This is a genomic window from Thauera sp. K11 (assembly GCF_002354895.1).
Taxonomy (GTDB): domain Bacteria; phylum Pseudomonadota; class Gammaproteobacteria; order Burkholderiales; family Rhodocyclaceae; genus Thauera; species Thauera sinica.
The window spans coordinates 2,071,768-2,096,365 of the sequence record NZ_CP023439.1; the positions used below are offsets into that span (position 1 = coordinate 2,071,768).

24 protein-coding genes are annotated in these 24,598 nt (G+C 64.8%); 10 read left to right on the forward strand and 14 right to left on the reverse strand.

What is annotated here, in order from left to right; genetic code table 11:
- Positions 1 to 66 precede the first annotated feature (66 nt).
- Entirely contained in the window at positions 67 to 930 is an 864-nt protein-coding gene (locus CCZ27_RS09045) for a cation diffusion facilitator family transporter (protein ID WP_096447481.1), read from the reverse strand.
- A gap of 295 nt (positions 931 to 1,225) precedes the next feature.
- Between CCZ27_RS09045 and CCZ27_RS09050 the strand changes: the two genes are divergently transcribed.
- The gene (locus CCZ27_RS09050) at positions 1,226 to 1,678 is read left to right on the forward strand and encodes a YaiI/YqxD family protein (protein WP_096447483.1); all 453 of its coding nucleotides are present in this window, start codon (positions 1,226 to 1,228) and stop codon (positions 1,676 to 1,678) included.
- A gap of 21 nt (positions 1,679 to 1,699) precedes the next feature.
- Here the strand turns inward: CCZ27_RS09050 and CCZ27_RS23960 are convergent, their stop codons facing one another.
- Genes CCZ27_RS23960 through CCZ27_RS09065 form a run of 3 tightly spaced genes read right to left on the reverse strand, consistent with a single transcriptional unit; the run spans position 1,700 to position 2,531 of the window.
- Positions 1,700 to 1,846 carry a hypothetical protein gene (locus CCZ27_RS23960; protein WP_198363302.1) on the reverse strand — a complete coding sequence of 49 codons (147 nt, stop codon included), beginning with the start codon at positions 1,844 to 1,846 and terminating at the stop codon, positions 1,700 to 1,702.
- Positions 1,847 to 1,863: 17 nt separating this feature from the next.
- Positions 1,864 to 2,244 (reverse strand): HepT-like ribonuclease domain-containing protein, encoded by a 381-nt coding sequence (locus tag CCZ27_RS09060; RefSeq protein ID WP_096447485.1) that lies wholly within the window; start codon positions 2,242 to 2,244, stop codon positions 1,864 to 1,866.
- Entirely contained in the window at positions 2,241 to 2,531 is a 291-nt protein-coding gene (locus CCZ27_RS09065) for a nucleotidyltransferase family protein (protein WP_096452361.1), read from the reverse strand. The genes CCZ27_RS09060 and CCZ27_RS09065 overlap by 4 nt, the downstream gene beginning before the upstream one ends.
- Before the next feature lie 315 nt (positions 2,532 to 2,846).
- On the opposite strand from CCZ27_RS09065, the gene CCZ27_RS09070 reads away from it, so the two are divergent.
- On the forward strand, positions 2,847 to 3,923 hold the full coding sequence (locus CCZ27_RS09070; protein WP_157748515.1) for a Fic family protein: 1,077 nt from the start codon (positions 2,847 to 2,849) through the stop codon (positions 3,921 to 3,923).
- Here CCZ27_RS09070 and CCZ27_RS09075 read toward each other — a convergent pair.
- Positions 3,920 to 4,564: a nucleotidyl transferase AbiEii/AbiGii toxin family protein gene (locus tag CCZ27_RS09075; protein WP_198363303.1), complete on the reverse strand. Its 645-nt coding sequence runs from the start codon at positions 4,562 to 4,564 to the stop codon at positions 3,920 to 3,922. The genes CCZ27_RS09070 and CCZ27_RS09075 overlap by 4 nt on opposite strands.
- Positions 4,561 to 5,145: a type IV toxin-antitoxin system AbiEi family antitoxin domain-containing protein gene (locus tag CCZ27_RS09080; RefSeq protein WP_198363304.1), complete on the reverse strand. Its 585-nt coding sequence runs from the start codon at positions 5,143 to 5,145 to the stop codon at positions 4,561 to 4,563. The genes CCZ27_RS09075 and CCZ27_RS09080 overlap by 4 nt, the downstream gene beginning before the upstream one ends.
- Positions 5,146 to 5,321: 176 nt before the next feature.
- On the opposite strand from CCZ27_RS09080, the gene CCZ27_RS09085 reads away from it, so the two are divergent.
- From CCZ27_RS09085 to CCZ27_RS09095, 3 genes are all read left to right on the forward strand, one after another.
- Positions 5,322 to 9,992, forward strand: a complete 4,671-nt coding sequence (locus CCZ27_RS09085) for a beta strand repeat-containing protein (protein ID WP_157748516.1) — start codon at positions 5,322 to 5,324, stop codon at positions 9,990 to 9,992.
- Positions 9,993 to 10,209: 217 nt separating this feature from the next.
- Positions 10,210 to 10,557, forward strand: a complete 348-nt coding sequence (locus CCZ27_RS09090) for a type II toxin-antitoxin system RelE/ParE family toxin (RefSeq protein WP_096447493.1) — start codon at positions 10,210 to 10,212, stop codon at positions 10,555 to 10,557.
- Complete coding sequence (locus CCZ27_RS09095) at positions 10,554 to 10,886, forward strand: helix-turn-helix domain-containing protein (protein ID WP_096447495.1); 333 nt, start codon at positions 10,554 to 10,556, stop codon at positions 10,884 to 10,886. The genes CCZ27_RS09090 and CCZ27_RS09095 overlap by 4 nt, the downstream gene beginning before the upstream one ends.
- 169 nt (positions 10,887 to 11,055) lie before the next feature.
- Here the strand turns inward: CCZ27_RS09095 and CCZ27_RS09100 are convergent, their stop codons facing one another.
- A complete protein-coding gene (locus CCZ27_RS09100; RefSeq protein WP_096447497.1) occupies positions 11,056 to 11,346 on the reverse strand; it encodes a type II toxin-antitoxin system RelE/ParE family toxin in 291 nt (96 codons plus the stop codon).
- Positions 11,343 to 11,633 (reverse strand): CopG family ribbon-helix-helix protein, encoded by a 291-nt coding sequence (locus tag CCZ27_RS09105; RefSeq protein WP_096447499.1) that lies wholly within the window; start codon positions 11,631 to 11,633, stop codon positions 11,343 to 11,345. The genes CCZ27_RS09100 and CCZ27_RS09105 overlap by 4 nt, the downstream gene beginning before the upstream one ends.
- Positions 11,634 to 11,719: 86 nt before the next feature.
- Here CCZ27_RS09105 and CCZ27_RS09110 point away from each other — a divergent pair, with 86 nt between their 5' ends.
- The 3 genes from CCZ27_RS09110 to CCZ27_RS24285 all read left to right on the forward strand — a co-directional run bounded on the left by CCZ27_RS09110 (position 11,720) and on the right by CCZ27_RS24285 (position 13,097).
- A complete protein-coding gene (locus CCZ27_RS09110) occupies positions 11,720 to 12,454 on the forward strand; it encodes a type I secretion C-terminal target domain-containing protein (protein ID WP_096447501.1) in 735 nt (244 codons plus the stop codon).
- Positions 12,455 to 12,663: 209 nt separating this feature from the next.
- A complete protein-coding gene (locus tag CCZ27_RS09115) occupies positions 12,664 to 12,963 on the forward strand; it encodes a ribbon-helix-helix domain-containing protein (RefSeq protein ID WP_232516615.1) in 300 nt (99 codons plus the stop codon).
- On the forward strand, positions 12,960 to 13,097 hold the full coding sequence (locus tag CCZ27_RS24285; protein ID WP_232516616.1) for a hypothetical protein: 138 nt from the start codon (positions 12,960 to 12,962) through the stop codon (positions 13,095 to 13,097). Before CCZ27_RS09115 ends, CCZ27_RS24285 begins: the two co-directional genes overlap by 4 nt.
- A 30-nt stretch (positions 13,098 to 13,127) precedes the next feature.
- On the opposite strand, the gene CCZ27_RS09120 is transcribed toward CCZ27_RS24285, so the two are convergent.
- The 4 genes from CCZ27_RS09120 to CCZ27_RS09135 form a co-directional block, all read right to left on the reverse strand.
- Positions 13,128 to 13,412 (reverse strand): type II toxin-antitoxin system RelE/ParE family toxin, encoded by a 285-nt coding sequence (locus CCZ27_RS09120; protein WP_096447505.1) that lies wholly within the window; start codon positions 13,410 to 13,412, stop codon positions 13,128 to 13,130.
- Positions 13,409 to 13,687, reverse strand: coding sequence for an antitoxin of toxin-antitoxin stability system (locus tag CCZ27_RS09125; RefSeq protein ID WP_096452363.1), 279 nt, complete (start codon positions 13,685 to 13,687; stop codon positions 13,409 to 13,411). The genes CCZ27_RS09120 and CCZ27_RS09125 overlap by 4 nt, the downstream gene beginning before the upstream one ends.
- 256 nt (positions 13,688 to 13,943) lie before the next feature.
- Entirely contained in the window at positions 13,944 to 14,225 is a 282-nt protein-coding gene (locus CCZ27_RS09130; protein WP_096447507.1) for a type II toxin-antitoxin system YafQ family toxin, read from the reverse strand.
- A complete protein-coding gene (locus CCZ27_RS09135; RefSeq protein ID WP_096447509.1) occupies positions 14,212 to 14,475 on the reverse strand; it encodes a type II toxin-antitoxin system RelB/DinJ family antitoxin in 264 nt (87 codons plus the stop codon). Before CCZ27_RS09135 ends, CCZ27_RS09130 begins: the two co-directional genes overlap by 14 nt.
- Positions 14,476 to 14,842: 367 nt before the next feature.
- Between CCZ27_RS09135 and CCZ27_RS09145 the strand changes: the two genes are divergently transcribed.
- Together CCZ27_RS09145 and vapC are read left to right on the forward strand one after the other, a co-directional pair.
- Positions 14,843 to 15,037 (forward strand): type II toxin-antitoxin system VapB family antitoxin, encoded by a 195-nt coding sequence (locus CCZ27_RS09145; RefSeq protein ID WP_096447511.1) that lies wholly within the window; start codon positions 14,843 to 14,845, stop codon positions 15,035 to 15,037.
- Positions 15,034 to 15,447, forward strand: coding sequence for a type II toxin-antitoxin system VapC family toxin (gene vapC / locus CCZ27_RS09150; protein ID WP_096447513.1), 414 nt, complete (start codon positions 15,034 to 15,036; stop codon positions 15,445 to 15,447). Before CCZ27_RS09145 ends, vapC begins: the two co-directional genes overlap by 4 nt.
- A 40-nt stretch (positions 15,448 to 15,487) precedes the next feature.
- On the opposite strand, the gene CCZ27_RS09155 is transcribed toward vapC, so the two are convergent.
- A complete protein-coding gene (locus CCZ27_RS09155; protein ID WP_096447515.1) occupies positions 15,488 to 16,240 on the reverse strand; it encodes an ImmA/IrrE family metallo-endopeptidase in 753 nt (250 codons plus the stop codon).
- Between the two features lie 144 nt (positions 16,241 to 16,384).
- Positions 16,385 to 24,433 (reverse strand): Ig-like domain-containing protein, encoded by an 8,049-nt coding sequence (locus tag CCZ27_RS09160; protein ID WP_157748517.1) that lies wholly within the window; start codon positions 24,431 to 24,433, stop codon positions 16,385 to 16,387.
- Between the last annotated feature and the right edge of the window lie 165 nt (positions 24,434 to 24,598).

Here is a 24,598-nt window from a genome sequence, read left to right on the forward strand (position 1 = left end):
ATGCCGATGACGAAGATCGCGACTATGGGATGGCGCCGGCCGAAGGCGCCCGGCAAGCGGATGGCCTCAGCCCGGAAGCGGCTCGATATGGGTCTTGAGCTGCGTGCCGGTCTGCTGCTCGACGGCGTGTTCGAGCGCATCGGCCAGGGCGTGGGCGTCTGTGACGGTCCAGTTGCCGGGAACGCGCAGTTCCACGTGGGCAAAGCGCAGGGTGCCGGCCATGCGGGTCTTGAGGTTGACGTGGCTGCAGCCTTGCGGCAGGCCGGTGCGCAGGATGGATTCGATCGCGGCGACGTCTTCGTCCGCCAGCGCACGGTCCATCAGGCCATCGACCGAACGGCGCATCAGTTCCCAGCCTTCGCGCAGGATGTTGAGGGCGACCGCCCCGGCGACGAGCGGGTCGAGCCAGATCCAGCCGGTCGCGCTGGCAAGCCCGACGCCGGCGACCACGCCCGCGGTGGTCCATACGTCGGTCATCAGATGGCGCGCGTCGGCTTCCAGGGCGAGCGAGCGGTGCGCGCGGCCGACCTGCAGCAGCAGCCGGGCGACGTAGAAGTTGATCAGGCTGGCGGCGATGGACAAGGTCGTGCCGAGGCCCAGGTCGCCGATCGGCCGCGGATTCAGCAGGCGCTCGCCGGCCGTGAAGAGGATGACCAGCGAGGCGACGAAGATGAGCCCGCCTTCGAAGGCGGCGGAAAAGTACTCCGCCTTGCCGTGGCCGTATTGATGCTCTTCGTCGGCGGGCTGCTCGGCGTACGACACCATCCACAGCGCAAAGCCCGCGCCGGCGAGATTGACCAGGGATTCGAGCGCATCGGACAGGTAGCCGATGGAGCCGGTGAGCCACCATGCGCCGGTCTTCATTGCGATCGTCGTCAGCGCGGCGAGCAGCGAGAGCAGCAGGGCCTGGCGGGGAGTGAGGGTGCTCATCGGGATATTCGCGTGGAGGGTCCGGATCTGATCGGCGACAGTGTACCGGGCCGCTCCGGCATGCGGAAACGGTGCGCGGTCAGGAAATGTGGGCCTTGCCGCCTGAATCGTGGCTGAATGCCGCCGGGACGGCCTGTTCATCCAGGCGCCCCGATGGCCGGCATCGAGGATGGCGCGCTCGCATCGCGGCCTGCCATGCAGGAAAAAAACCAGATATGGCGCCGGCCGCCATCCCGTCGCACAATGACCGCCCGCCCGAACCGGGAAGGGATTCAGCCTGCAGGAAGACACGCGCATGCACATCTGGGTCGACGCCGACGCCTGCCCCGGCGTCGTCAAGGACATCCTGTTCCGCGCCGCGGAACGCACCAAACGCCCGCTGACGCTGGTTGCCAACCAGTACCTCCGCGTGCCGGCCTCTCCGCTGATCCGGATGATCCAGGTTCCCGGAGGCTTCGACGAGGCCGACAAATACATCGTCGCCCACCTGCAGGCCGGACACCTGGTCATCACCGCGGACATCCCGCTCGCCGCCCAGGTCGTCGCAAGCCACGCCCACGCGCTATCGCCCAGGGGCGAACTCTACGGAACAGAGAACATCCGCGAAGCGCTCGCCATGCGCGACTTCATGGACACCCTGCGCGGCACCGGCGTGGAAACCGGCGGGCCGCCCGCGTTCACCGCCGCGGACCGGCAAGCATTCGCAAACCAGCTCGATAGGCTGTTGCGTCGGGTGGGCGGGGGATGAGCGGGGGCCGTTGGCTGCTGCTCAGCCGCGCATGGCAAGACGGCGATCGAAGGCTTTACCGGATCGCTGACGCTCGAACTGGCCCATTTCGGGGTGCACGTAAAACTGGTTGAACCCGGCTATTGCCCCGATACGCGCTTCACCAAGAATGGTGCCGAGCGCATGCAAGGGCTGATCACCGAACCCTACGGTCCGTCATCGCTGCCGGACGGCAGTACTTCAGCCGCCGCCTTCGCCTGCCGGCTCAATCCTGGCAGGTCGCTGTGGATCGTCTTCCAGACGATTTCCAAGTCCACCTTGAAATAGCCGTGTGCTATGGCGTTTCGCATCTGGTAGGCGAAGGCCAAGGGCAATTCGGGGTGGGCTGTCGCGAACTCGGGATAGTGCGTTTCGATGTTATGGCTGGCCTCACCGATAATCTCGAAGTTGCGGATCACGGCATCCTGGACCATCTCATTCTGCAGGAATGCAATCTCGTTCAGATCCGCGGTATAGCGGTCGATGCGTCCGATGGCCTCGACGATGTGCGAAAGGTAGTCGACCAAGCGTTGCTTGTCGCGGCTCATACCGGTTTCGCCTCGGCCAGGACAGCGTCCCGAAACTTCTCCGGCAGGGCTTTCGGGGTCAGCACGTCCACCGGTACTCCGAGCAGTTGCAGCAACTCATGCCGGATGGCCCCGATGTCGAAGAGGGTGGTTTCCGGTGTCGGATCGATGAGGATGTCGAGGTCGCTGTCCTCGGTGTCCTCGCCATGCAGGACGGAACCAAAAACGCGGGCATTGCAGGCACGATGGGACTCCACCACCCGTCGGATGGCTTCCCGGTGAGAGGCAAGGGCTACGGATGGTTTCATGCCGCTCTCCACGACAAGAACAAGATTCGGCTTGATGATAGCGTGTCCTCTCCCTTGGCCGGGCGGCATCTCGTCCCAAAGAAACAAGAAACCCCACTCACCTGTCGGGGTCCGTTCTCATACTGCCGGTGCTCGTTACGGGTGGCCGCGCGTGCCGGGATCAGGCGCACGCGGTCGCAGTCGGGGCCAAACAGCCTGCGGATGTTGCACGGCAAGTTGCATGGGGACAACGTCCTCTGCAACTTGCGTCAGCTTGATGTTGCATTTTCAGTTGCAGGACCGCAACATCATTTGCAACATCCCCGGAGAATGGTCATGTCACTCACTGAACGTCAGCAAAAGATCATCGACGTATTTCTCGAAAGCCCGGACCAAACCAGGTCGGTAGGCGATTTCACGGATTTCGGGCTCGACAGAACCACGATCTTCCGGGACATCAAAAAGCTGGTTCAGGCCGGATTGCTCCAGGCAGAAGGCAAGGTATATCGGCTCGACAAGGATTCCGACGCTTACCTGCGATGGGATTTGTCCCGAGCCCCGCACCACCGGGAGCCGGTACGCTACAACCCCAAGCTGCTTGGCGATTACAAACCCAATTCAACCTTCCTGCTGACCGACGCCCAGCTTCTGGAACTTGAAAAAGCCGGGAAGGTGGAAGGGATCGCGCAGGCAAGAGAGAAAGGTAAACTTTACGAACGCGTGCTTGCCTCTCTGCTGATAGACCTGACGCACGCCTCGTCCAATCTGGAAAACGTCAATATTTCGTGGCTCGACACGAAGACCCTGATCGAGTTCGGGGAGCGGCCCGAAGGTTTGACCGAGCAGCAGATGCAAATCGTGCTCAACCACAAGAAAGCCATCACGTTCCTGAAAGACCACGGCCCCGCGCTTTCCCTTGCAAAGCGAGACCTGCTGGACATCCATGCTCTGCTCATCGAGGGTCTGCTCGGTGACGCGTCTGCCATCGGGGCTTTGCGCTCGGTCGTGGTGAGATTCGACGACAGCAAATACCTGCCGCCGGACAACCCGCATCAGCTCAACGAAATTTTCGAGGCGTTCTGCGAAAAAGCGAACGTGATCGCCAACCCGTACGAACAGGCGTTCTTCGCCATGGTTTTCATCCCGTACATCCAGCCGTTCCAGGATGGCAACAAGCGAACTTCGCGGATCGCCATGAATATCCCTCTGGTGAAAAACGCCCTGGCACCATTTTCATTCTCGGATATCCGGGGCCGGGACTACACATTCGGGCTCCTGGCATTCTACGAACGAAACCAGCACCGTTTCCTGGCCAATGCCTTCACGACGGCGTACAAGAAATCTGCAGCCCGCTATGGCGATCTCGTGTCGCACATAAACGATGGCGGTTTGTTGGGGACCATCTCGACTTAGGAATTCCCCCGCGCATGACGCGGCGTCCGTTCCGTGGGGCTGCCCCATGGCACGCTGGGCTCGACCTCACTCGTGGGCCCAGGGGCCGCCAGGCACCCAGCGGGCGTTGAATGACATGGCTTGGGACGATGCGCGCGCGGGTGGCAGAACGAATTCCGCGATGCGGGCCTGTATTTCTGGACCGGTTCCGGCGTGATCGCATCGCCATAACCGATATCGATATGCATCGGCAGGCGCGCACCGGCGAGTTCCGCGACGAAGTCAAGGCGAACACCGGCATACTCGTCCTCCGCGCGGGCAGCAGCGGCGCGCAAGGTCTCGGGCCTGAAGACAATCCCATCATCTTCGAGGGGGATGGCGAGTATCTCGGAGAAAACGGCCGCGATGGCGTCGGGCGCGTTCTCGCCGAAGCCAAGGAGATCGAGATCACTGGTCGCGCGATAGGGTACATCTGCCCAGAGACTGAACAGCATCGCGCCCTTCAAGACAAACCGGTCCCGATGCGGTGAGACGCTCAGGCGGTAGAGGACGCGCTCGATGACGTATCGCGTCATCAGGCGTTGTGTGTTCTCCCTTCGCTCGCGGGCACGCTGAGCCAGGCGGTCACGGACAGAAACGCCCATGTTTTTCGGGGCCTTCATCCGATAATGGCCTCGATGTAGGGACGTATGACGCGCTGGACACGGTCGATCTCGGCGTAACGCCATAGTTCGTCCAGATTGCTGCGGCTTGTCCGCGATTTCATGAGATCCCGCAATGCCTCGATCGCCACATCGAGACCAATCTTGTTGCGGTACTTGAAGCAGTCGGCGACGGTTTTCTCCGGTGAGGTGATCCGTACCGGCACGCCGTCGATCACATGGGTCTCGATACCGGCTGTCTGCGCATCCCCGCTGGCACGAACGATTCTTAGCGCGACAGAGGGATTGGTCGGCGCCCAGTCTCTCGGTCCGAGCAGCATCCACACGGCGTGGGGATTCTGAGTCGTGAGGTTGTGGAACTGCAGCGCCGATAGCAGGCCGACCACGCCTTTCGGTTGCAGGCGTGTGGCCTCGGCCAGGCTGGTGGCAGTGGCAACCTCTGCGCCCGCCAACTTGTAGAGGCCACGGCCGACCTGCTGCAGCACGCCTTCGTCGCGCAGCCTTTGCAGATAGACGCGGGGCACGCCAGCGGCGTCGAAATCGCGGCCACGCGCGATTCCCCGCTCACGTGCGACCTCCAAGGCGCGCTCTCGGTGAGTTCGAGACATTTGGGATGTTCTAAAGTCTTTATCTTCGTTCGAAATGTACAAGAGTTCATAACTTTCCGCTTGGTTCCCGGCACGCCTGTCGTCTGGCTGTCGAGACAGTACTTGCCCATGCCACAAGTGTGCAAAAGGGGTGTCGCGGAATCCGTTCCGTGGGGTGTAGCTTGCTTGCGGAGGCAACACAAGCCTCCGGCGTGGTGACGGTGAGCGCGGAGTCGGGCGCGAGCATCGTCGTCACCTTCACCAACGGCGCCGCCTCGGTCGTAAAAACCCTCACCGCTACCGGCGCGGCGCAGGCGGTCACGCTCACCTCGGGCAACCTCACCACCCTGGGCGACGGCACCATCACCGTCTCCGCCGTCGCCACCGACCCCGCCGGCAACCCCAGCCCGGCCGGCACCACCAGCTTCCTGCTCGACCGCGCCGTGCCCACGCTCGACCTCTCCGGCGCCCACGCCGGCACCGGCTACATCGTCAACGCCAACGCCCCCAGCACCCCGTTCAGCATCGACAACGCCACCGCCGGCCAGAGCGCCACCATCACCGAAAGCGGCTCCGGCAAGATCGCCAAGATCACCGTCACCGCCAACACCGGCGCCGTCTCGGCCGGCGGCACCGGCGAGACCCTCACCATTGGCGGCACCGCCATCGGCCTGGCCGTCGCCGACACCGGCGTCGTCTCCGTCAATGGCGAGAACTGGGACTACGTCATGACCGCCGGCGGCGTCCTCACCCTCACCTCGGCCACCCCCGGCGGCAGCCTCGCCGCGCTCGCCCAGGCCCTCATGCGCAACGCCACCTACGCCTACTCGGTCCTCCCATCGGGCACCCGCACCATGAGCTTCGTGCTCACCGATGCCGCCGGCAACAATTCCGCCGCCGCCGTCGCCACCTTCTCCGCCGACGTCACCCCGCCCGTCATCGACCTCAACGGCGGCGGCGCGGGGCTAGACGCGGCCATCAGTGCCACCCAGGTCCAGGCCAATGCCGGGGTCGTGCTCCAAAGCGCAGCCAATACCGCCACGTTCGTCGAGACCACCGGCGTGGCCAACCTCACCATCGCCGTCTCTGGCATCGTTAACGGCACCAACGAAAAACTGGTCGTGGGCTCCACCCAGCTCAACGCCAACGGCACCTCGTCGCCGGGCACGGTCAGCGACGGCACCAACACGTGGGTGTGGTCCTACGCGAACGGCGTCTTCACCTTCGTCCTCAACGGCGGCGGTGCCGCCACGCAGACGCAGGCCCAGACCCTGGTGCGCTCGCTCAAATATCTCAACAGCGAGACCACCGACATCGACGGCGTGCGCACCTTCACCTTCAACGCCACGGATACGGTCGGCAACATCACCGAAACGCCCGCTGTCGCCACCGTCGCGGTCAACGCGGCCGTACCGGCGGCGGCCGCCACCAACCCCATCGTCACGCTCGATGCCGACGGCAACGGCGTCAAGGGCGACCAGTTCATCCTGAACTTCTCCGAGCAGATCAAGACCGGCATGATCGGTCTTGGTGCTATTACCCTCTCCGGCGGCGCGGTGTTCGGAACCGGAGCCAGCATGGAGGCCCTGAACCCCGTCACCATCGGCGGGGTCACCTATGCCTCCAGCTTCCTGGTCAACGGCGGCACGGGCTACACCTATACGACGGGCACCACCCTCACCTTCGAGTTCTTCGACGTCGTGGACTCTGGCAACTCGGAAGCAGCCGGCAACGTCGTGTTCACCATGACGGACATCGTTGCGCCGGCCGCGCCTGTGCCGCCGATCACCGTGGCGGGCGACAACCGGGTCAATGCGACCGAGCAGGCCGCGTCCACGGACATCGTGTTCACCCACACCGCAGCCGCAGCAGCGGCAGGCAGCACGCTCATCATCTATCGCGATGGCGTCGAGGTGAAGTCGGTCGCCATGACCACGAGTTCGACAAGCACTACGGTCTCGATGACGGGAACTGGCGATTGGGGCGCAGACGGCACGCATATCTTCACCGCCAGGATTCAGGACGCATCCGGCAACCTCAGCCCGACCAGCGCGCCCAAGCCGGTCAGCGTGGACACCGTGGTCGCTTCCGGGTTTGCGAAGCTGTTCGCCTCCACCGATGCCGGCACGGTCGGGTCGGCCGACCCGGGCGACGTGGTGCACATCGAGTTCAACGAAAGCATTGCGCTCACGGCTGGCAGCCTGCCGGCGAGCTTCGGAACTGGCGCCACGGTCGCGGCCGTGGGCGGTGTCAACGGCGCCAGCAAGATCTGGCAGGTCACGCTCGGCACCGCGCCCACCATCAGCGGCGGCGACAGCGTGACCTTCACTGGCGTGGCCGACGTGGCCGGCAACACCGGCGACATCACCGGCACGGTGCCGCTGGACGTGTTCAACACGCCCGGCGTGCCCAGCATCGGCACGGTCGCGGGCGACGACGTGATCAACGCCAGCGAAATCGGCTCGGCCCAGCCCGTCACGGTCAACCTCAGCCAGACCAAGGCTGGCGATGTCGTCAAGCTCTACATGGACGGCGTGCAGATCGGTACCGCCACCGTCGCCACCAACGGCCAGACGTCCGTTTCCATCGACGTCGCCGCCAACGGCTGGGGCGCCGACGGCGAGCGCCAGCTCTCCGCCACCGTCCAGCGCGGCTCCGGCACCATCGTCGAAAACACCGTCGCCAAGCCGGTCTATGTCGCGGCGGACGGCCAGCACTGGTCCGAACAAACCGGCTACGACGTCATCTGGTTCGATGCCAACTCATTGGCCAATCAGGCCGTGGGAAGCACCATCACCTCATGGGAGGCGAAGAAGGGGGGCTTCGCGCTGACGACAATTCAAGGCACCGGCAACGGCCTTGGAGAAACGCCGGCCACAGTGGCCTTGGACGCAACCGGAAACCTGGCCGTCTATTTGAACGATACCCTGCTGGTCAACAATACCGACTTCGACAACGCCACGCGATCGACCAATACCGGCTTCTCCGATTTCGCGTCGTTCATGTTCACGATAGAACCGTCCGGCAGTGTTGGCTCCGTTGTCGGCGTGCCGCTGTCCCACGGCGTCTACAAGGGTCTGGGCACCAACTCGGACTCGACCTCCATATTCGCAATGGGCATCACCAAGAATTCTGCGACGGCTCTCGATTTCGCCATCCAGGAACCAGGTTATGGCGGCATTACCGTCATCGCCCGTGCACTGGCCGTCGGTGCGTGGGGCGTGGCCTCGGCGGCTGTCGCAGGCCACCTCGGAAGCGCAACCCTTGACGGAAGCACGGCGTCAACCACTTATAACTTTGCAACGCGGCCAGCGGGATCGAGCGCCGCTTGGGATTACGCTAGAACGGCATTCGTCGTCGGCGGCCGGGTCAATAGCACCCTCGGCGGCCCAACCTCGCTCCAGACCGGCCTCCTCGGCGACGTGATCTCGATCGGCGGCGTGTTGAGCGCGGCCTATACGCAGGAGGTCACCACATATCAGGTCGCCAAGGTTCACAGCGGTGGCGCATGGGCTGAGGCGACGGGACAGGGCGCGACCTACGACCTGTCGCTGTCCGCGCTCAACAATGCCGGAGTCATGATCGACGACGGCCTCGAACTGAACAAGTCTTCGCTCGGCACTGGCAACGACACGATCGTCACGGCGGGCACCGACTATGTGAATGCGGGCGCGGGCGACGACACCGTGCGGGTGAAGGATTTGCATTTCCGCAGCCTCGACGGCGGGCTGGGCAACGACACGCTGGCGCTGGACGCGGCATATAGCGGGCCATCCGACATCGTGCTGGCCGATTTCGTCAGCAACTCGCGCGGCCTGTCCGGCGATACGACGGCCGATGCGCGCGTCAACGCGGCCGGGTATCACAAGCTGCTGGGCTTCGAGTTCATCGACCTGTCGCTGGCGACGGGCGCGCAGACGCTCACGGTCGCGGCGGCCGACGTGAACCAGCTTTCGGAAACCGACACGCTCTATGTGAAGCTGGGCACCAACGACGTCCTCAAGACCAGCGGCTTCACCGGCAACGTCGAATACGGCTACTGGCTCTCCGGCAGCGTCGCCTACGACCGCCACTGGACCGGCACCGACGGCTCGACCACGGTCGACCTCTACGCCCACGGCGGCGACCTCCCGCCCGCCGTCGCCGCCGCCAGCTACAGCGGCACCACCTTCACCCTCACCTTCGACCAGGCGGTGACGGGCTCGGTGGTAGCGGGAGACTTCACCCTCTCCAGCGGCGGCCCGGCCACGTCGGCAACCCTGACCAACGCCACCACCCTCGCGGTCGTCGCCACCTCCGCGCCCACCGGCGTGGTCACGCTCACCTACACCGGCACCGGCCTGACCGACGCCGCCGGCGAGCAGTTGCGCTACAAGACCCTGCTCATCGGCGACAACGGCGCCAACACCCTCACCGGCGGCAGCGCCGACGAGGCGCTCTACGGCAACGGCGGCGCCGACACCATCGCGGGCGGCGCCGGCTCGGACCTGATCGTGGGCGGCGGCGGCGACGACACCCTGACCGGCGGCCTGGGCGCCGACATCTTCCGCTTCATCAGCGGCGAATCCGGCGCCGACACGGTGACCGACTTCACCAAGAGCCAGGGCGACAAGCTCGACCTCTCCGGCATCCTGCTCGGCATGGGCGCCACCGCCGACAACATCGCCGGCTTCGTCCAGCTCAGCAACGCCGGCAGCAACGCCGTGATCAAGATCGACATCGACGGCGGCGCCAACTTCGGCTCCCCCACCCAGACCATCACCCTCACCAACGCCTGGAGCGCCGGCAACCTCAACGACGCCCTCACCAACCTCATCGACCAGCGCGTGCTGGTGATCTAACCCGCCCGCCGCCGGCGCCCGGAGACAAACCCGGGCGCCGGCCGGTGAGGTTGCCGGATTCGCAGCCGCAAGATGACGACCCGCGCGGCGCCTCTCTTCCAGCGGAGCCGGATGCCTTCGTCGATGAGATGCAGGAACAAGAGGAGTCACCGGAATGCGATTGACAGGGGTTCTTGTGTAACGTATAAAATTTTATACAGTCAGGCCAGATAAGCGGATGAGCGAGAAACCGATCGACTGGCGAGGGTCTTCACTGAGAGACATCAAGGATGACGACATTTTCACGCCCAATGCTCGCAAGGAGGCAGGGCACCAGCTCAGTCGGGTCCAGGCAGGACTCGAACCCGACGACTGGAAGCCATTCGACGTGGTTGGTGCCGGAACCAGGGAAATCCGCGTCAATCTCGATGACGGGTGGTTCCGCGTGATGTACATCGCCAAGTTTCCGGAAGCGATCTATGTGCTGCACTGCTTCAAGAAGAAGACGAGTTCGACCAGCAAACGCGACAAGGACATTACGGCCGCTCGCTACAAGGCCGTTGTCCAGGAAAGGAGCAAGAAGTGAGCATTGAAACCAGATCCATGCACATTACCCCCGCAGGCGGCAACGTGTTCGCCGATCTGGGGTTCGCGCCGGAAGAAGCCGCAGCGCTGAAGGCCGAATCGGAACGGATCATCTCGGAAAAGCTCGCCATCAAGGAATCCTTGATGGCCGAACTGGCAGGATGGATCGAGGCAAGAAAACTCAAGCAAGCCGAGGCCGCGGAGATTCTCGGCGTAACACGTCCGCGAATTTCGGACGTAATCAACAAGAAAGCGGTCAAGTTCACCATCGATGCGCTGGTGGACATGCTGGCCAGGGCAGGCAAGCACGTTCAGTTGTCCGTGCAGTAACTCTCAACGCCCCCGCCTGCAGCGCCTTGAACGGAACCGGACTACCTCACAGGACTGCAAATGACAGCACTCACGATCAAGACCGGTTCAGCCTCCGGGCCGAGGTTGCCTGACCCGGCGCCTGGAGTGCCCCCAGCCTCAATAACGCCTGGCATGTCTGCGTACGACCTCAGTGCGCTGATCTGGTCGGCGGCCACATACGGGCCGCATGCAAGACACGAAGCACGCGCACCAAGTCGCCGCTGACATCGTAAATGAGGATGTAGTTGCGATGCGCGACAAGCTCGCGCGTGCCTTGAACGCGGCCAGGCCGGCCAAGGCCAGGATGATCGATCAGGCGTGCAGCGCTTGCTGACAGGAGTTCATCGAGATCGAGCGCTGCACTCGGATTATCAACTGCGATGTATTTGCGGATGGCCTTTCGATCTTCCTGTGCCGGCCGGGTCCAAACCAGCTTCACGAATTAGCGCCGGCCATCTTTCGCCGCGTCTCCGACCGCCAGGCCGCCGCTTCGGCTTCTACCTCTTCGGCCGAGACCACATCTCCGGCATTGGCTGCGTCAATGCCGATTTGTACCTCACGGCGAAACCAGGGATCGTGAGCGTCGGCCTCTTGTTGCTGCTTCACGAACTCGCGCATGAAATCGCGCAGGAGTTGCGCACCGCTGCGATCGCGCCCCTTTGCTGCCGCTGTGAATTGCTCTTTCAGGTCGTCATCGACCCGGAAGGTGAACGTTGTTTCGCTCATGGCATGATTCCGAATGTGTTACATAGTAAGTGCATTGTAGTGCATCATGCTCACGCTGCAAGGGGGCGTGGCGAGGGGGTGAAATCATGCGCTTGGTTGATTTCCGCAGCCTCGACGGCGGGCTTGGCAACGACACGCTGGCGCTGGACGCGGCGTATAGCGGGCCATCCGACATCGTGCTGGCCGATTTCGTCAGCAATTCGCGCGACCTGTCCGGCGATACGACGGCGGATGCGCGCGTCAACGCGGCCGGGTATCACAAGCTGCTGGGCTTCGAGATTCTCGACCTGTCGCTGGCGACGAGCGCGCAGACGCTCACGGTCGCGGCGGCCGACGTGAACCAGCTTTCGGAAACCGACACGCTCTATGCGAAGCTGGGCAGCAACGACGTCCTCAAGACCAGCGGTTTCACCGGCAACGTCGAATACGGCTACTGGCTCTCCGACGGCACCGCCTACGACCGCCACTGGACCGGCACCGACGGCTCGACCGCCGTGGAACTCTACGGCGCGGGCGGCGACATCTTCCGCTTCACCAGCGGCGAATCCGGCGCCGACACGGTGGCCGACTTCACCAAGAGCCAGGGCGACAAGCTCGACCTCTCCGGCATCCTGCTCGGCATGGGCGCCACCGCCGACAACATCGCCGGCTTCATCCAGCTCACCAACGCCGGCAGCAACGCCGTGATCAAGATCGACATCGACGGCGGCGCCAACTTCGGCTCCCCCACCCAGACCATCACCCTCACCAACGCCTGGACCGCCGGCAACCTCAACGACGCCCTCACCAACCTCATCGACCAGCGCGTGCTGGTGATCTAACCCGCCCGCCGCCGGCGCCCGGAGACAACCCCGGGCGCCGGCCGCATCAACCCGACAAGGAGCAAGACATGCCTGCGGGCAACAACTGCAACCACCACCAGCCGGGTTCGCGCCATCGGAGCCGGTGGCGTTCGGCCATACACGAACGACCGCCGAAGCCGGGCGGCGAGTTTCGAGAAGGCTGACGAGTGTCCACCACCAGAGTAGGATTGAATCTCATCAAGACCAAGGAGCCGGTCATGCGAACCACTCAGCAGATGAGCATTACCCTGCCCAACGACATGGCGGACGTGGTGAAGGCCAAGGTACGCACGGGCGAGTACGCCAGCGAAAGCGAAGTGATCCGGGACGGGCTGCGGGCGCTGATGGCGCGGGACCGCGCCGTGGAAAGCTGGCTGCGGGACCAGGTCGGCCCCGCCTACGACGCCTTGAAGGCTGATCCATCCCGCGCCGTCACCGCTGACCAGGTGCGAGCCCGCCTGGCCGCCGAACACGCCAAGGTGCGATGAACCATCGCGTCGTCTTCAGCCCGGAAGCCCAGGAGCAACTTGCCGAGCTTTTCCGCTACATCGCCGAGGCGGCATCGCCCGACCGGCGGGGAACCGGCGCCGGTCGCGTCTTGCTTGGACCATCGAATAGCTGATTTCACTGGGCTTGATACCCACTGCGTGACTCATTCGGGCACTGGCGGCCACTGGCGGGTCGTGTGAACCAGCGTCAGTATCCACACGGTATCGTTATCGATTTCATACACAAGGCGATAGCTCTCGTGCGGGATCAATTCGCGAGTGCCGGGTATCGTTCCTGGACGACCGAGCATGGGATGCCGCGCCAGGCGGGCCGCCGCGTCGCTGAACAGTTCATCCATACTGACTGCCGCCAAAGGATTGTCGGCCGCGATGTAGTCCCACACATCGACGCGGTCCTGCTGCGCCTCGGGCGTCCAAACGACCCTCACCCCCGGCTTGCCCCATTGGTACGCCGAGCGGCGAATTTGGATTCGACCTCATCGTTCGACTGGCCTTGGCCAGCACGCATCGAAGCCCGGCCGGCCTCGACCTTGCGCCGCAGAAACGCGTCGTACTCGCGGGCCTCACGCTGGCGCTGAACAAACTCTCGCATCAGTTCGCGCAGCACCTGCGAAGCCGGCCGATGAGCCGCTTCGGCCTCGGCGATGAACTCGGCACGCAGTTCGGGCTCCAGTTTCATCGTAAAAACGGCTTGCTTGGACATGATCTGGCCTCCTGCCATTCGATACTAACGAAGTATATACAAGTGCATTACCAGTACGCGACTCGCGGAACACTGCAAGAGTTGCCAGTCTGAAGTGGGCGTCGTTGCGGAGGTAACTCGCGCGGCGAGCCGACGCGCGCGGCAACGCCGCCGGCTATCGCGTCATCAGGAGCTGTGTGCTCTCCCTTCGCTCGCGGGCACGCTGAGCCAGGCGGTCACGGACAGAAACGCCATGTTCCTCGGGGTCTTCATCCGATTACAAGCCAAGCTCGCTATGCGAGCCAAGCCGAACGAGTTGCAATGTCCCGGCGTCTGGCTTCCGGTAGCGCAGCACCAGGTCGGGCCTGACGTGGCAATCCCGGTGATCCTTCCAGTCGCCGGTCATGGCATGGTCGTGGTGGCGGGGCTCCAGTGGCTGATCGCATGCCAGTGCCTGCAAGACTGGCTTCAGGTCGCTATCAAGCGTCACGCGATGTTGCCCCTTGGCTTCACGTTTGTAGTCGCGTTTGAATTGGCCGGTCAGTTCAATCTTTCGCATGCAGGTCGGCCATCAGCGCTTCAACGCTGTCGAAACGCTTCAGGCCGCCAGCGCGAGCCTCGCGCATGGCTGCGATGGTGGTTTCGTTCGGAACCAGCGGCTCGAAGGGCAAAGCCTTCTCGCGCGCTATGCGCGTGAGCATGATGCGGAAGGCATCGGACACGGTGAGCCCCATCGCCGCCAGCACAACCGACGCCTCTTCCTTGATGCGCTCGTCGATGCGGGCGCGGACAACAGCGTTTGCAGCCATGATTCATCCTCCATGATTGAGCTACAGTGTAGCCCAAAATATAACATCCCGCCGTGGCGAACCTCCATGAACCAAGCGGGTAAACATCAAGTGGAACGACTGGCGGGGGCTTTGCATCCGGTGGCGGCCTTCATCGGAATTCGCAAGAATCGGCGCCCGACGCCAGGGTCTAAGAAAACTTTACCGGGCCAATGGGTTGAAGCGCTCGTGGCGTCCTCTCGCAGTAGCCCACGATCGCCTCGGTGTATCGCGCTGCGATGTCGGGCGATGCCGCCTCGGCGATGTAGCGGAAAAGCTCGGCAAGTTGCGTTGCTTTGCTCCGGGGCCTGAACTAGAGTGTGTATGTTTCGCTTAATGGATACACATCGTGCGCACGAACATTGAGATCGACGACAAGTTGATGGCCGATGCCCTTGTGGCGACGGGCTTGAAAACGAAGCGGGAAGCCGTTGAGCTTGGATTGAAGACGATATTGAAGTTGAAGCGGCAGGAAGAGTTGCGCCAGTTCCGCGGAAAGCTCAACTGGCAGGGCAACCTCGACGAAATGCGGCGCGATCAGTGATATTGGTCGATTCGAGCGTCTGGATCGATTACTTCAGGGGCGTCCTGTCGCCGGAAACCGATAGGCTTGACTCGCTCTTGGGGCAGGAGCTGCTGATTACGGGCGATCTGATCGTCGCCGAGGTTCTGCAGGGCTTCCAGCCTGAGTCCGAGTTCAATACGGCAAAGCGGCTGATGACCGGAAATCTGGCGGTCGTCAGCCTTGTCGGGCCTGAAATTGCGGTTCAGGCGGCGAGGAACTACAGGGCTTTGCGGGCGAACGGTATCACCGTGCGCAAGACCATAGACACCTTGATTGCGACCTACTGCATTGAGAATGGCCATTCGTTGTTGTTCAGCGATAGGGATTTCAATCCATTTGTGGATTACCTTGGCCTTCGTTCGGCATTGATCGAGACTAGGCAGCCGTAAAACCGGCTGCGCGCGGGGACTCATACAGGCCACGTCTTGGCTAGGCCGCCGTCATCCGATAAGGCATGTCCGATTCGTAGTACGAGCGCGGCACGTATCCATTATTCATCAGCAAAGCCTCGACGGTTTGCTCGCTCACGTCGAAGTGGCTGGCCGCTTCTTCTATGGCGGTCTCGGAGAAGTCACCTTCAAGAAAACCTTCGAGCGACTTGATCGGGCAGAGAAACTCGGCGGCAAAAGCCCGTTGATATTTCTGACGGGACGTTGCCAGATCCGTGGATGTTAACCAGCCAGCGGAGTCGGGCGTCTGCCGGAGATGATCGCCAAGAAACCGCGCAAATTCAAAGCGTCTTGCAACCCGGTGCCGTTTCCTGGGCACAAAGTTGAGGCATTCGTGATCGACGGGTGTAGCAACTGCAGCGGGGAGCCTCTGTGGCAAGGACCAGCGTTCGACTTGGCATTCAGTCAGGCCGAGCAGACCCAACAAGGCCGCATTGTCGATAGGCTCACTGGTCTTGCCTATGTGAGTCCGTAGTCGCTTTGCGGCTTCAGCACCGCGCTCCCAAGGCGCTGTCATCGCCTTCTTTGGGCCGAAGATCGAAGCATCTACCTGGGGTTTTCCGCGTACGCCACCAATGGTGCCGAGGCTGATTATTTCGCCAAGTGCCGCCCCTTGATCGCGCTTTCCGAAAATCGGCGCAAGCTCCGCCATTGCTGCATCGCCCGTATGATTCTGAATTTCAAGCGCCTGGGTGATCACGGATTCCGGGCACTCGTCCGGGTCGAAACCCATCTGAGCCTCCAGGCGTCGCGTGCGAGATATCGATCGATCCGCGCGATCTTCTAGGATGGGCTCTTCGGCCCCGGGAATACTGCGCCTTGTCGGGTTGATGCGGCCGGCGCCCGGGTTTGTCTCCGGGCGCCGGCCGCGGGCGGGTTAGATCACCAGCACGCGCTGGTCGATGAGGTTGGTGAGGGCGTCGTTGAGGTTGCCGGCGGTCCAGGCGTTGGTGAGGGTGATGGTCTGGGTGGGGGAGCCGAAGTTGGCGCCGCCGTCGATGTCGATCTTGATCACGGCGTTGCTGCCGGCGTTGGCGAGCTGGACGAAGCCGGCGATGTTGTCGGCGGTGGCGCCCATGCCGAGCAGGATGCCGGAGAGGTCGAGCTTGTCGCCCTGGCTCTTGGTGAAGTCGGTCACCGTGTCGGCGCCGGATTCGCCGCTGATGAAGCGGAAGATGTCCGCCCCCAGGCCGCCGGTCAGGGTGTCGTCGCCGCCGCCGCCCACGATCAGGTCCGAGCCGGCGCCGCCCGCGATGGTGTCGGCGCCGCCGTTGCCGTAGAGCGCCTCGTCGGCGCTGCCGCCGGTGAGGGTGTTGGCGCCGTTGTCGCCGATGAGCAGGGTCTTGTAGCGCAACGGCTCGCCGGCGCTGTCTTTCAGGCCGGTGCCGATATAGCTCACCGTCAGGATGCCGGAGGGCGCGGAGGTGGCCGTCAGCGACAGGGTCGTCAGTCCGGTGGTGGGGTTGGTGTTGAGCGAGGCGGCCGACACCGAACCCGTGGAGAGCGTGAAGTCGAGCGCGGACGGCGAGCCGGTGACGGTCTGGTCGAAAACGATCGAGATGGCGGTGCCGGTATAGCTGGCGCTCGACACGCCCGCCGGCAGGTCGCCGCCCGCGCCGTAGAGTTCCACGGCGGTCGAGCCGTCGGTGCCGGTCCAGTGGCGGTCGTAGGCGACGCCACCGGAGAGCCAGTAGCCGTATTCGACGTTGCCGGTGAAGCCGCTGGTCTTGAGGACGTCGTTGGTGCCCAGGGTCACATGCAGGGTGTTGGTCTCCGAGAGCTGGTTGACGTCGGCGGTGGTGACGGTGAGCGTCTGTGCGCCGACGGCCTGCGACAAGTCGATGCGTTCGAAGCCCAGGAGCTTGTGGTACCCGGACGCGTTGACGCGCGCATCCGCCGTACTGTCACCCGACACGCCGCGCGCGTTGCTGACGAAGTCCGCGAGCACGATGTCCGACGGCCCGGTATACGCTGCGTCCAGCACCAGCGTGTCGGTGCCCTGGCCGCCGTCGATATGGCGGAAATGCAGGTCCTTCACCCGCACGGTGTCGTCCCCGGAACCGGCATTCACATAGTCCGTGCCCGCCGTGATGATCGTGTCGTTGCCTGTTCCCAGCGTGGTGGCGTTGAGCGCAAGCACGTCATCCAGCAACCCGGATGTCGTAGAACTGACACTCAAGTCATATGTCGCGCCGGCTTGCAGAGCAGCAACGACATTGCCGGTGGACTGGTGTTTTTGCGTGATATAGGAATCCATTTCCTGCTGCCAGGCAAGGCCGACCGCGCCGGTAACAAGGATCACGTCGCCTATCAACCCGACCCAACTGCCACCTTGGCCGTTATCGCCGATGCGGCCTGACCATGTTGCACCCGTCGGCAAGGCCAAGGTTGAAGCACCGCCGCCCCACGGAGACGTCACGCTTCCGCCGTTGATCACAATTCCATTCGTCCCAGTAATCCCTGTCCATAACGCGCCCAATTGCCCCATAGTATTGACGCCCACCGCATTGCTTGCCGCGGATGTCAGCGAACCCGTGTTTATGTGAGCGTTCGTGCCTTGCGTGCCGTAGGTCACCCATGTTCTCCCACCTCCCCCTGCCTGGCCGAAAAACAAAACACGACGATAGCTACTTGTTTCGAGAGAAAGCGCGGCCGCACTCGCATAGAAAGAATCATTGTCGGTGGGCCGCACGGTCGGGGTTGCAAACTCGTAATATCGCCCACCAGGGAAATTGATCGCCATGTGCCCGCTACTCGATTGAACAGCGGTGGACGCACCACCAACCGCCGTGGCAACGAGAGGCTGGCCATCCGCAAGCTGGGTTCCGGCCGAGGCTGTCCAGGTCGTGACCTCACCCCCGGCCAGCGTATCCGCGTCGAACCAGACAACATTTGAACTCGACCAATGCGCGCCATCTGCCGATACATAGACGTGTCGGTCGAGCTGGCTGCTGACGACGGTGCCCGAGACGCCGCGCTGTGCGGTGGCGGAGAGGACGCGTTCACCATCCGCACCCCAAGCGTTGGCCCCGACGCTGAGCGTGACGTAGCCGTTGGTGACGTCGGTGGCGTTGGCCGTCTTGGTGCCGACCTGCACGCCGTCCATGTAGAGCTTGACGATGTCGCCGGCCGCCAGCCGCTCGATGTTTACCGTAATGTTCTGCGCCGAGCCGACCTCGCTGCTGTCGATGACGTTGTCGCTGGTGACGTTGCCGATCGTCGGGGTGCCCGGTGCGTTGAAGACGTCCAGAGGGATGGTGCCCGAGACCGAGCCGGTGTTGCCGGCAACGTCGGTCACGCTGGTGAAGGTCACCGACTTGCCGGCCATGGTGGTGTCCGGGCTGGTGCCGAGCGCGATCTCCCAGGTGCTGCTCTTGCCGCTGACCGCGCCGACGGCGGTCACCGTCGCCCCGGTTCCGAAGATGGCGGTGTCGAGGCTGCCAGCGGTGATGCCGACGCTCTCGTTGAACGTCACCCTCACGACGTCGCCGGCCTCGGCCAGATGCAGCGTGCCGTTGTCGGTGGAAGCGAACAGCGAGGCGAAGCCGGGGCTGAGCGAGGTGTCGACCGTGACCAACTTGGGTACGCCGGCGGGGCCCAGGTTGCCGACGGCGTCCTGCACCCGGACGGTGATGCTGTGGGTGCCGTCGGCACCCCACTCGCTGTCCGTCAGGTCGATATTGAGCGCGGTGGAGCCGGTGGTGGTGGTGGCGTCCTTGAGATAGACGCCATCGACATAGACCTTGGCAACATCGCCGGCGACGGCGGCAGCCGCGAGCGTATAGGCGAGTGTCGTCGTGGCCGCCTTCTCCGCAGCATTGATGAAATTATCTGTCGCAACCGCAGCCGGAGGCGTGGCGGCCCCCGGCGCAACGATGTCCGTCATGGTGAACACGACGTTGCCGGCCGCATTCCCCCCTGCGGCATCGGTGACGTTGGCGGCTGCGATGGTGAGCGTGGTGCCGGTGGTGTAGTTCCGTCCGGTGCCGCCGGTGACGAGGAAGCTGCTGGCGTAGGTGATCGCGCCCACGGTCACCGCGTCCTGCGCGACGAGGGTGGCGCCGGTGCCCAGGGTGAGGCCGCCGGAGAGGGTGATGTTGCCGATGATGATCTTCGACACGTCGACCTGTTCGGAGAAGTTGAGCAGGAACTGGTCGCCCTTGACGCCGTTGCCGTCGGCGTCGAGCGTGAGGACGGGGTTGGTGGCGGCTGCTGCCGGGGCGACGGCATTGACCTGGACGGTGGCGACGGCCGGGGTGGCGGTGACGTTGCCGATGCTGTCGGTGGCGGTGAAGGTGAAGGAGCGCACGCCGTCGATGCCGGTGGTGGCGCTGTTGAGGTACTTGAGCGAGCGCACCAGGGCCTGGGCCTGGGCCGCGGTGGCGGTGGCGCCGCTGTTGAGGGAGAAGTCGAAGGTGCCGTTGGCGTAGAGGACCTTCCAGGTGTTGGTGCCGTCGGAGACGGTGGAGGGTAGCGAGGTGCCGTTGGCGTTGAGGTCGGTGGCGCTCACGCGCAGCTTTTCGTCGGTGCCGTTGATGATGCCGGTGACCTTGATGGAGACGCTGGCGATGCCGGTGGCTTCGACGACGGTGGCGGTGTTGGCGGCGCTCTGGAGGAGCACGCCGGTGCTGGCCTGGACCTGGGTGGCGGGGGTGCTGGCGTTGAGGCCGCCAGCGCCGCCGTTGAGGTCGATGACCGGCGGGGTGACGTCGGCGGAGAAGGTGGCGACGGCGGCGGCGGAATTGTTGCCGGCGGCATCGGTGAGCACGAAGCTCATGGTGCGGGTGCCCGAGGGGAGGACCGAGTAGGCGTAGGTGGCGTTGCGCATGAGGGCCTGGGCGAGCGCGGCGAGGCTGCCGCCGGCGGTGGCCGAGGTGAGGGTGAGCACGCCGCCGGCGGTCATGACGTAGTCCCAGTTTTCGCCATTGACGGAGACGACGCCGGTGTCGGCGACGGCCAGGCCGATGGCGGTGCCGCCGATGGTGAGGGTCTCGCCGGTGCCGCCGGCCGAGACGGCGCCGGTGTTGGCGGTGACGGTGATCTTGGCGATCTTGCCGGAGCCGCTTTCGGTGATGGTGGCGCTCTGGCCGGCGGTGGCGTTGTCGATGCTGAACGGGGTGCTGGGGGCGTTGGCGTTGACGATGTAGCCGGTGCCGGCGTGGGCGCTGGAGAGGTCGAGCGTGGGCGCGGCGCGGTCGAGCAGGAAGCTGGTGGTGCCGGCCGGGCTGGGGTTGCCGGCGGGGTCGGTGGCGACGGCGGAGACGGTGATGGTGCCGTCACCCAGGGTGGTGAGGTTGGCCGAGGTGAGCGTGACCGCCTGCGCCGCGCCGGTAGCGGTGAGGGTTTTTACGACCGTGTCGGCGCCGTTGGTGAAGGTGACTTCGATGCTCGCGCCCGCTTCAGCGCTGACCGTCACCACACCGGAACCCTGTGTTGCCTCCGCAGCAGTTGCCCCGTAGAGGACGCCGGTGCCCAGTGCGAGGGTCGGCGCGGCGGGCGCGGTGGTGTCCACCTTGTAGCTGGCGTTGGCGGCGACGGCGGCGTGGGTGAGCGTGGCGTTGTTGCCGGCGGCGTCCTTGATGGTGCCGCTGTTGAGGCCGAGTGCGTTGGCGCCGAGCGAGATGCCGTCGGTGTCGGTCTGGCCGGCCAGGATGGTGTAGGTGAAGGTCAAGGTGGTGGTGCCGGAGCCCGCCACATAGTTGGCCTGCACCGCCGTGCCACCGATGGTCAGCGCCAACTGGGGCGTGCCCGTCACCGTGACGGCTTCGGTGAAGGTGACGGTGGCCTGGATGATGTCATTGGCGTTGAGGAAGTTGTTCTGGTCGCCGCTGGCGTCGCTGAGGACGACGGCCGAGACGGTGGGCGCCTTGGTGTCGTAGGGCTGGGCCGTGGCGCTGGTCGTTGTGGCGATGGCGGTGCCGCCGAGGTCGGTGAGGCCGGTGCCGACGGTGACGCCGATGTTGCCTTCGGTGTTGGCGGTGGGGATGACGACCAGGGTGTATTGGCTGGCGTTGACGGTGGTGAAGGTGCCCTTGGTGCCGTTGGTGACGGTGACGTCGCTGGCGTCGAAGCCGGTGACGTCTTCGCTGAAGGTGAAGGTGTAGGTGACGTTGCCGGTGGCGGTGCCGGCGGTGTCGTCGGTGATGGTGAGGGTGGGGGCGGTGGTGTCTACCTTGTAGCTGGCGTTGGCGGCAACCGGGTCGTGGGTGAGCGTGGCGTCGTTGCCGGCGGCGTCCTTGATGGTGCCACCGTTGAGGCCGAGCACGTCGGCGCCGAGCGAGATGCCGTCGATGTCTGTCTGGCCGGACTGGATGGTGTAGGTGAAGGTGATGGCGGTGGTGCCGGTGCCGGCGGCGTAGCTGGCCTGGACGGTGCTGGCGCCGATGGTGAGCGCGAGTTGCGGGGTGCCGGTGACGGTGACGGCTTCGCTGAAGGTGACGGTGGCGGTGACCGTGTCGCCGACGTTGAGGATGCTGTTCTGCGCGCCGGTGGCGGACGTGAGGGCGACCGAGGCGACGGTGGGCAGCTTGGTGTCGTAGGGCTGGGCCGGGGCGTTGGTGGATGTGGCGATGGCGGTGCCGCCGAGGTCGGTGAGGCCGGTGCCGACGCTGACGCCGATGTCGGCGCCCTCTTCGTCCTCGGTGGGCGTGACGACGAGGGTGTATTGGCTGGCGCTGACGGTGCCGAAGGTGCCCTTGGTGCCGTTGGTCACCGTGATGTCGCTGGCGTCGAAGCCGGTGACGTCTTCACTGAAGGTGAAGGTGTAGGTGACGTCGCCGGTGGCGGTGCCGGGGGCGTTGTCGGTGATGGTGAGCGTGGGGGCGGTGGTGTCTACCTTGTAGCTGGCGTTGGCGGCGACGAGGGCGTGGGCGAGCGTTGCGTTGTTGCCGGCGGCGTCCTTGATGGTGCCGCCGTTGAGGATGAGCGCGCCGGCGGCGATGGCGATGCCGTCGGTGTCGGTCTGGCCGGCGAGGATGGTGTAGGTGAAGGTGATGGCGGTGGTGCCGGTGCCGGCGGCGTAGTTGGCCTGCACGGTGCTGGCGCCGATGGTGAGCGCGAGTTGCGGGGTGCCGGTGACGGTGACGGCTTCGTTGAAGGTGACGGTGGCGGTGACGGATTCGCTGAAGGTGACGGTGGCGGTGACCGCGTCGCCGACGTTGAGGAAGCTGTTCTGCGCGCCGGTGGCGGCCGTGAGGGCGACCGAGGCGACGGTGGGCAGCTTGGTGTCGTAGGGCTGGGCCGGGGCGTTGGTCTGGCCGGCGATGGCGGTGCCGCCGAGGTCGGTGAGGCCGGTGCCGACGCTGACGCCGATGTCGGCGCCCTCTTCGTCCGCGGTGGGCGTGACGACGAGGGTGTATTGGCTGGCGCTGACGGTGCCGAAGGTGCCCTTGGTGCCGTTGGTCACGGTGACGTCGCTGGCGTCGAAGCCGGTGAGTTCGACCAGGGCGTAGCCGGCGATGATGTCGGCCAGCGTCAGCAGGCGCGAGGCGACGACCTCGCCGCCGACGACGAGCGAGATGAGGTCGCCCGCGACCGCCTCGGCGGCGAACGGCGCGGCCACCGTCAGCCCGGCCGCGGCGACGGCGGAGTTCACCTTCAGCGCGGGGCCGAACTGCGCGTCGTTGTACGCCGCCGCCCCGTTCGAGCCGCCGGACAGCGGGTCCGTCGCCGCCGTGGTGACGGCGATCAGTTCGGCCCTGGCGGCGTTCGGCCCGGATTCGAAGACGGCCGCCCCCTGCGCCAGCAGTTCGGCGCCGCTCAACGCCAGTTCGCCGCTCGAACCGGTCGCCGAGAAGGCGGCGGCGAGCTGCTGCAGCGTCGCATCGATCGAGCCGGTCACGCTGTCCGCGCCCGACAGCGCGGCGAGCAACTGGCCGTAGAACTCGGCCTCGCTCAGTTCGGCCTCGTCATACTCCGGGTCGAGCACCAGCACGAAGGCGCCCGAGGGGTCGATGCCGAAGACGCTCTTGATGGCCGCGTTGATGTCCGCGATCTGTTGCGCGCTCGCGGTCGCCTTTGCCTCGGTGATGCCGAGTTCGCGCACCGCCAGTTCGGTGAACGGCGTCACCGTCACCACGAGGTTGCCCTCCCCTTTCACCGCCGCGGCCCGCAGGTCGGTCTGCAGCGGCTTGTCGGCGTTGGACGCCTCGTCGCGGTAGTCCGCCACAGCAACCCCGTTGGCGTCGAAGACGCGCACCAGGATCGGGCCGGTGTAGCCGTTCGTGAGGGTCAGGATCGCCTGGCCGTTGGCGTCGGTCAGGCCCGAGCCCAGCAGGTTTCCGGTGGCGTCGTGGATTTCGTAGGACAGCGCAGTGACCGCGCGGCCGGCGGCGAAGTTCACCGTGATGGTGGAAGGCTGCTGCGTGGGCGCGGCGGCCTCCTTGCTGCCGCCGCCACCGCCGCTGTTGGCCGCCAGCCCGATGGCGCCGGCGGCGAGACCGACCGTGCCGAGCAGGACGAGCGGATTGTCGTAGAAGGGGGCGGACGACCCGCCCTGCGATGCAAGCGCCAGCGCCCCGCCGTCATTCCCCTGGCTGTAGAGGACGATGCCGCCGTCGGCGGAGGGATTCCCGGCCGCGGCGTCCAGCGACGAGAACGACTGCTCGCCGCCGTTGGTTGCGGTGGTGAAGTTCAGCCCGCCTTCGGACTGGCTGTAGTAGCCCTCGATGCGCAGGCGGGTGCCGTCTTCCAGCGTGACGTCGAGATCGTTGCCGACGCGGCGGATCACGGCGGCTTCTTCGAGTTGTTCCTTGCCGTCCGCGCCCTTGCGCAGCAACCGGTATGCACTCCCGGACGAAGCCGGTACGCGGTTCGCCCCGGCGGCCAGAACCTGCGCGCCGCCTTTGCCGTCGATCAGGATCACCTCGCCGCGCCTGGCAGCGGAAATGGCTTCCGAAACGGCCTTCTGCATAACAGTCTTGCCCATCGCAAATCCTCTTTGAGGTCAGTCCAAGTTGGTCCAGCGTTCTGCAATGCATCATCGAAAGCCTGGGAAACCGCTTTCGGAAAACGTGCGGAGAGGAGCGCCCCCTCCGTCTGACGGGCGAATTCTGGCGTCCTGCCCGACTGCCAATGTTTGAGGGACGGCCAG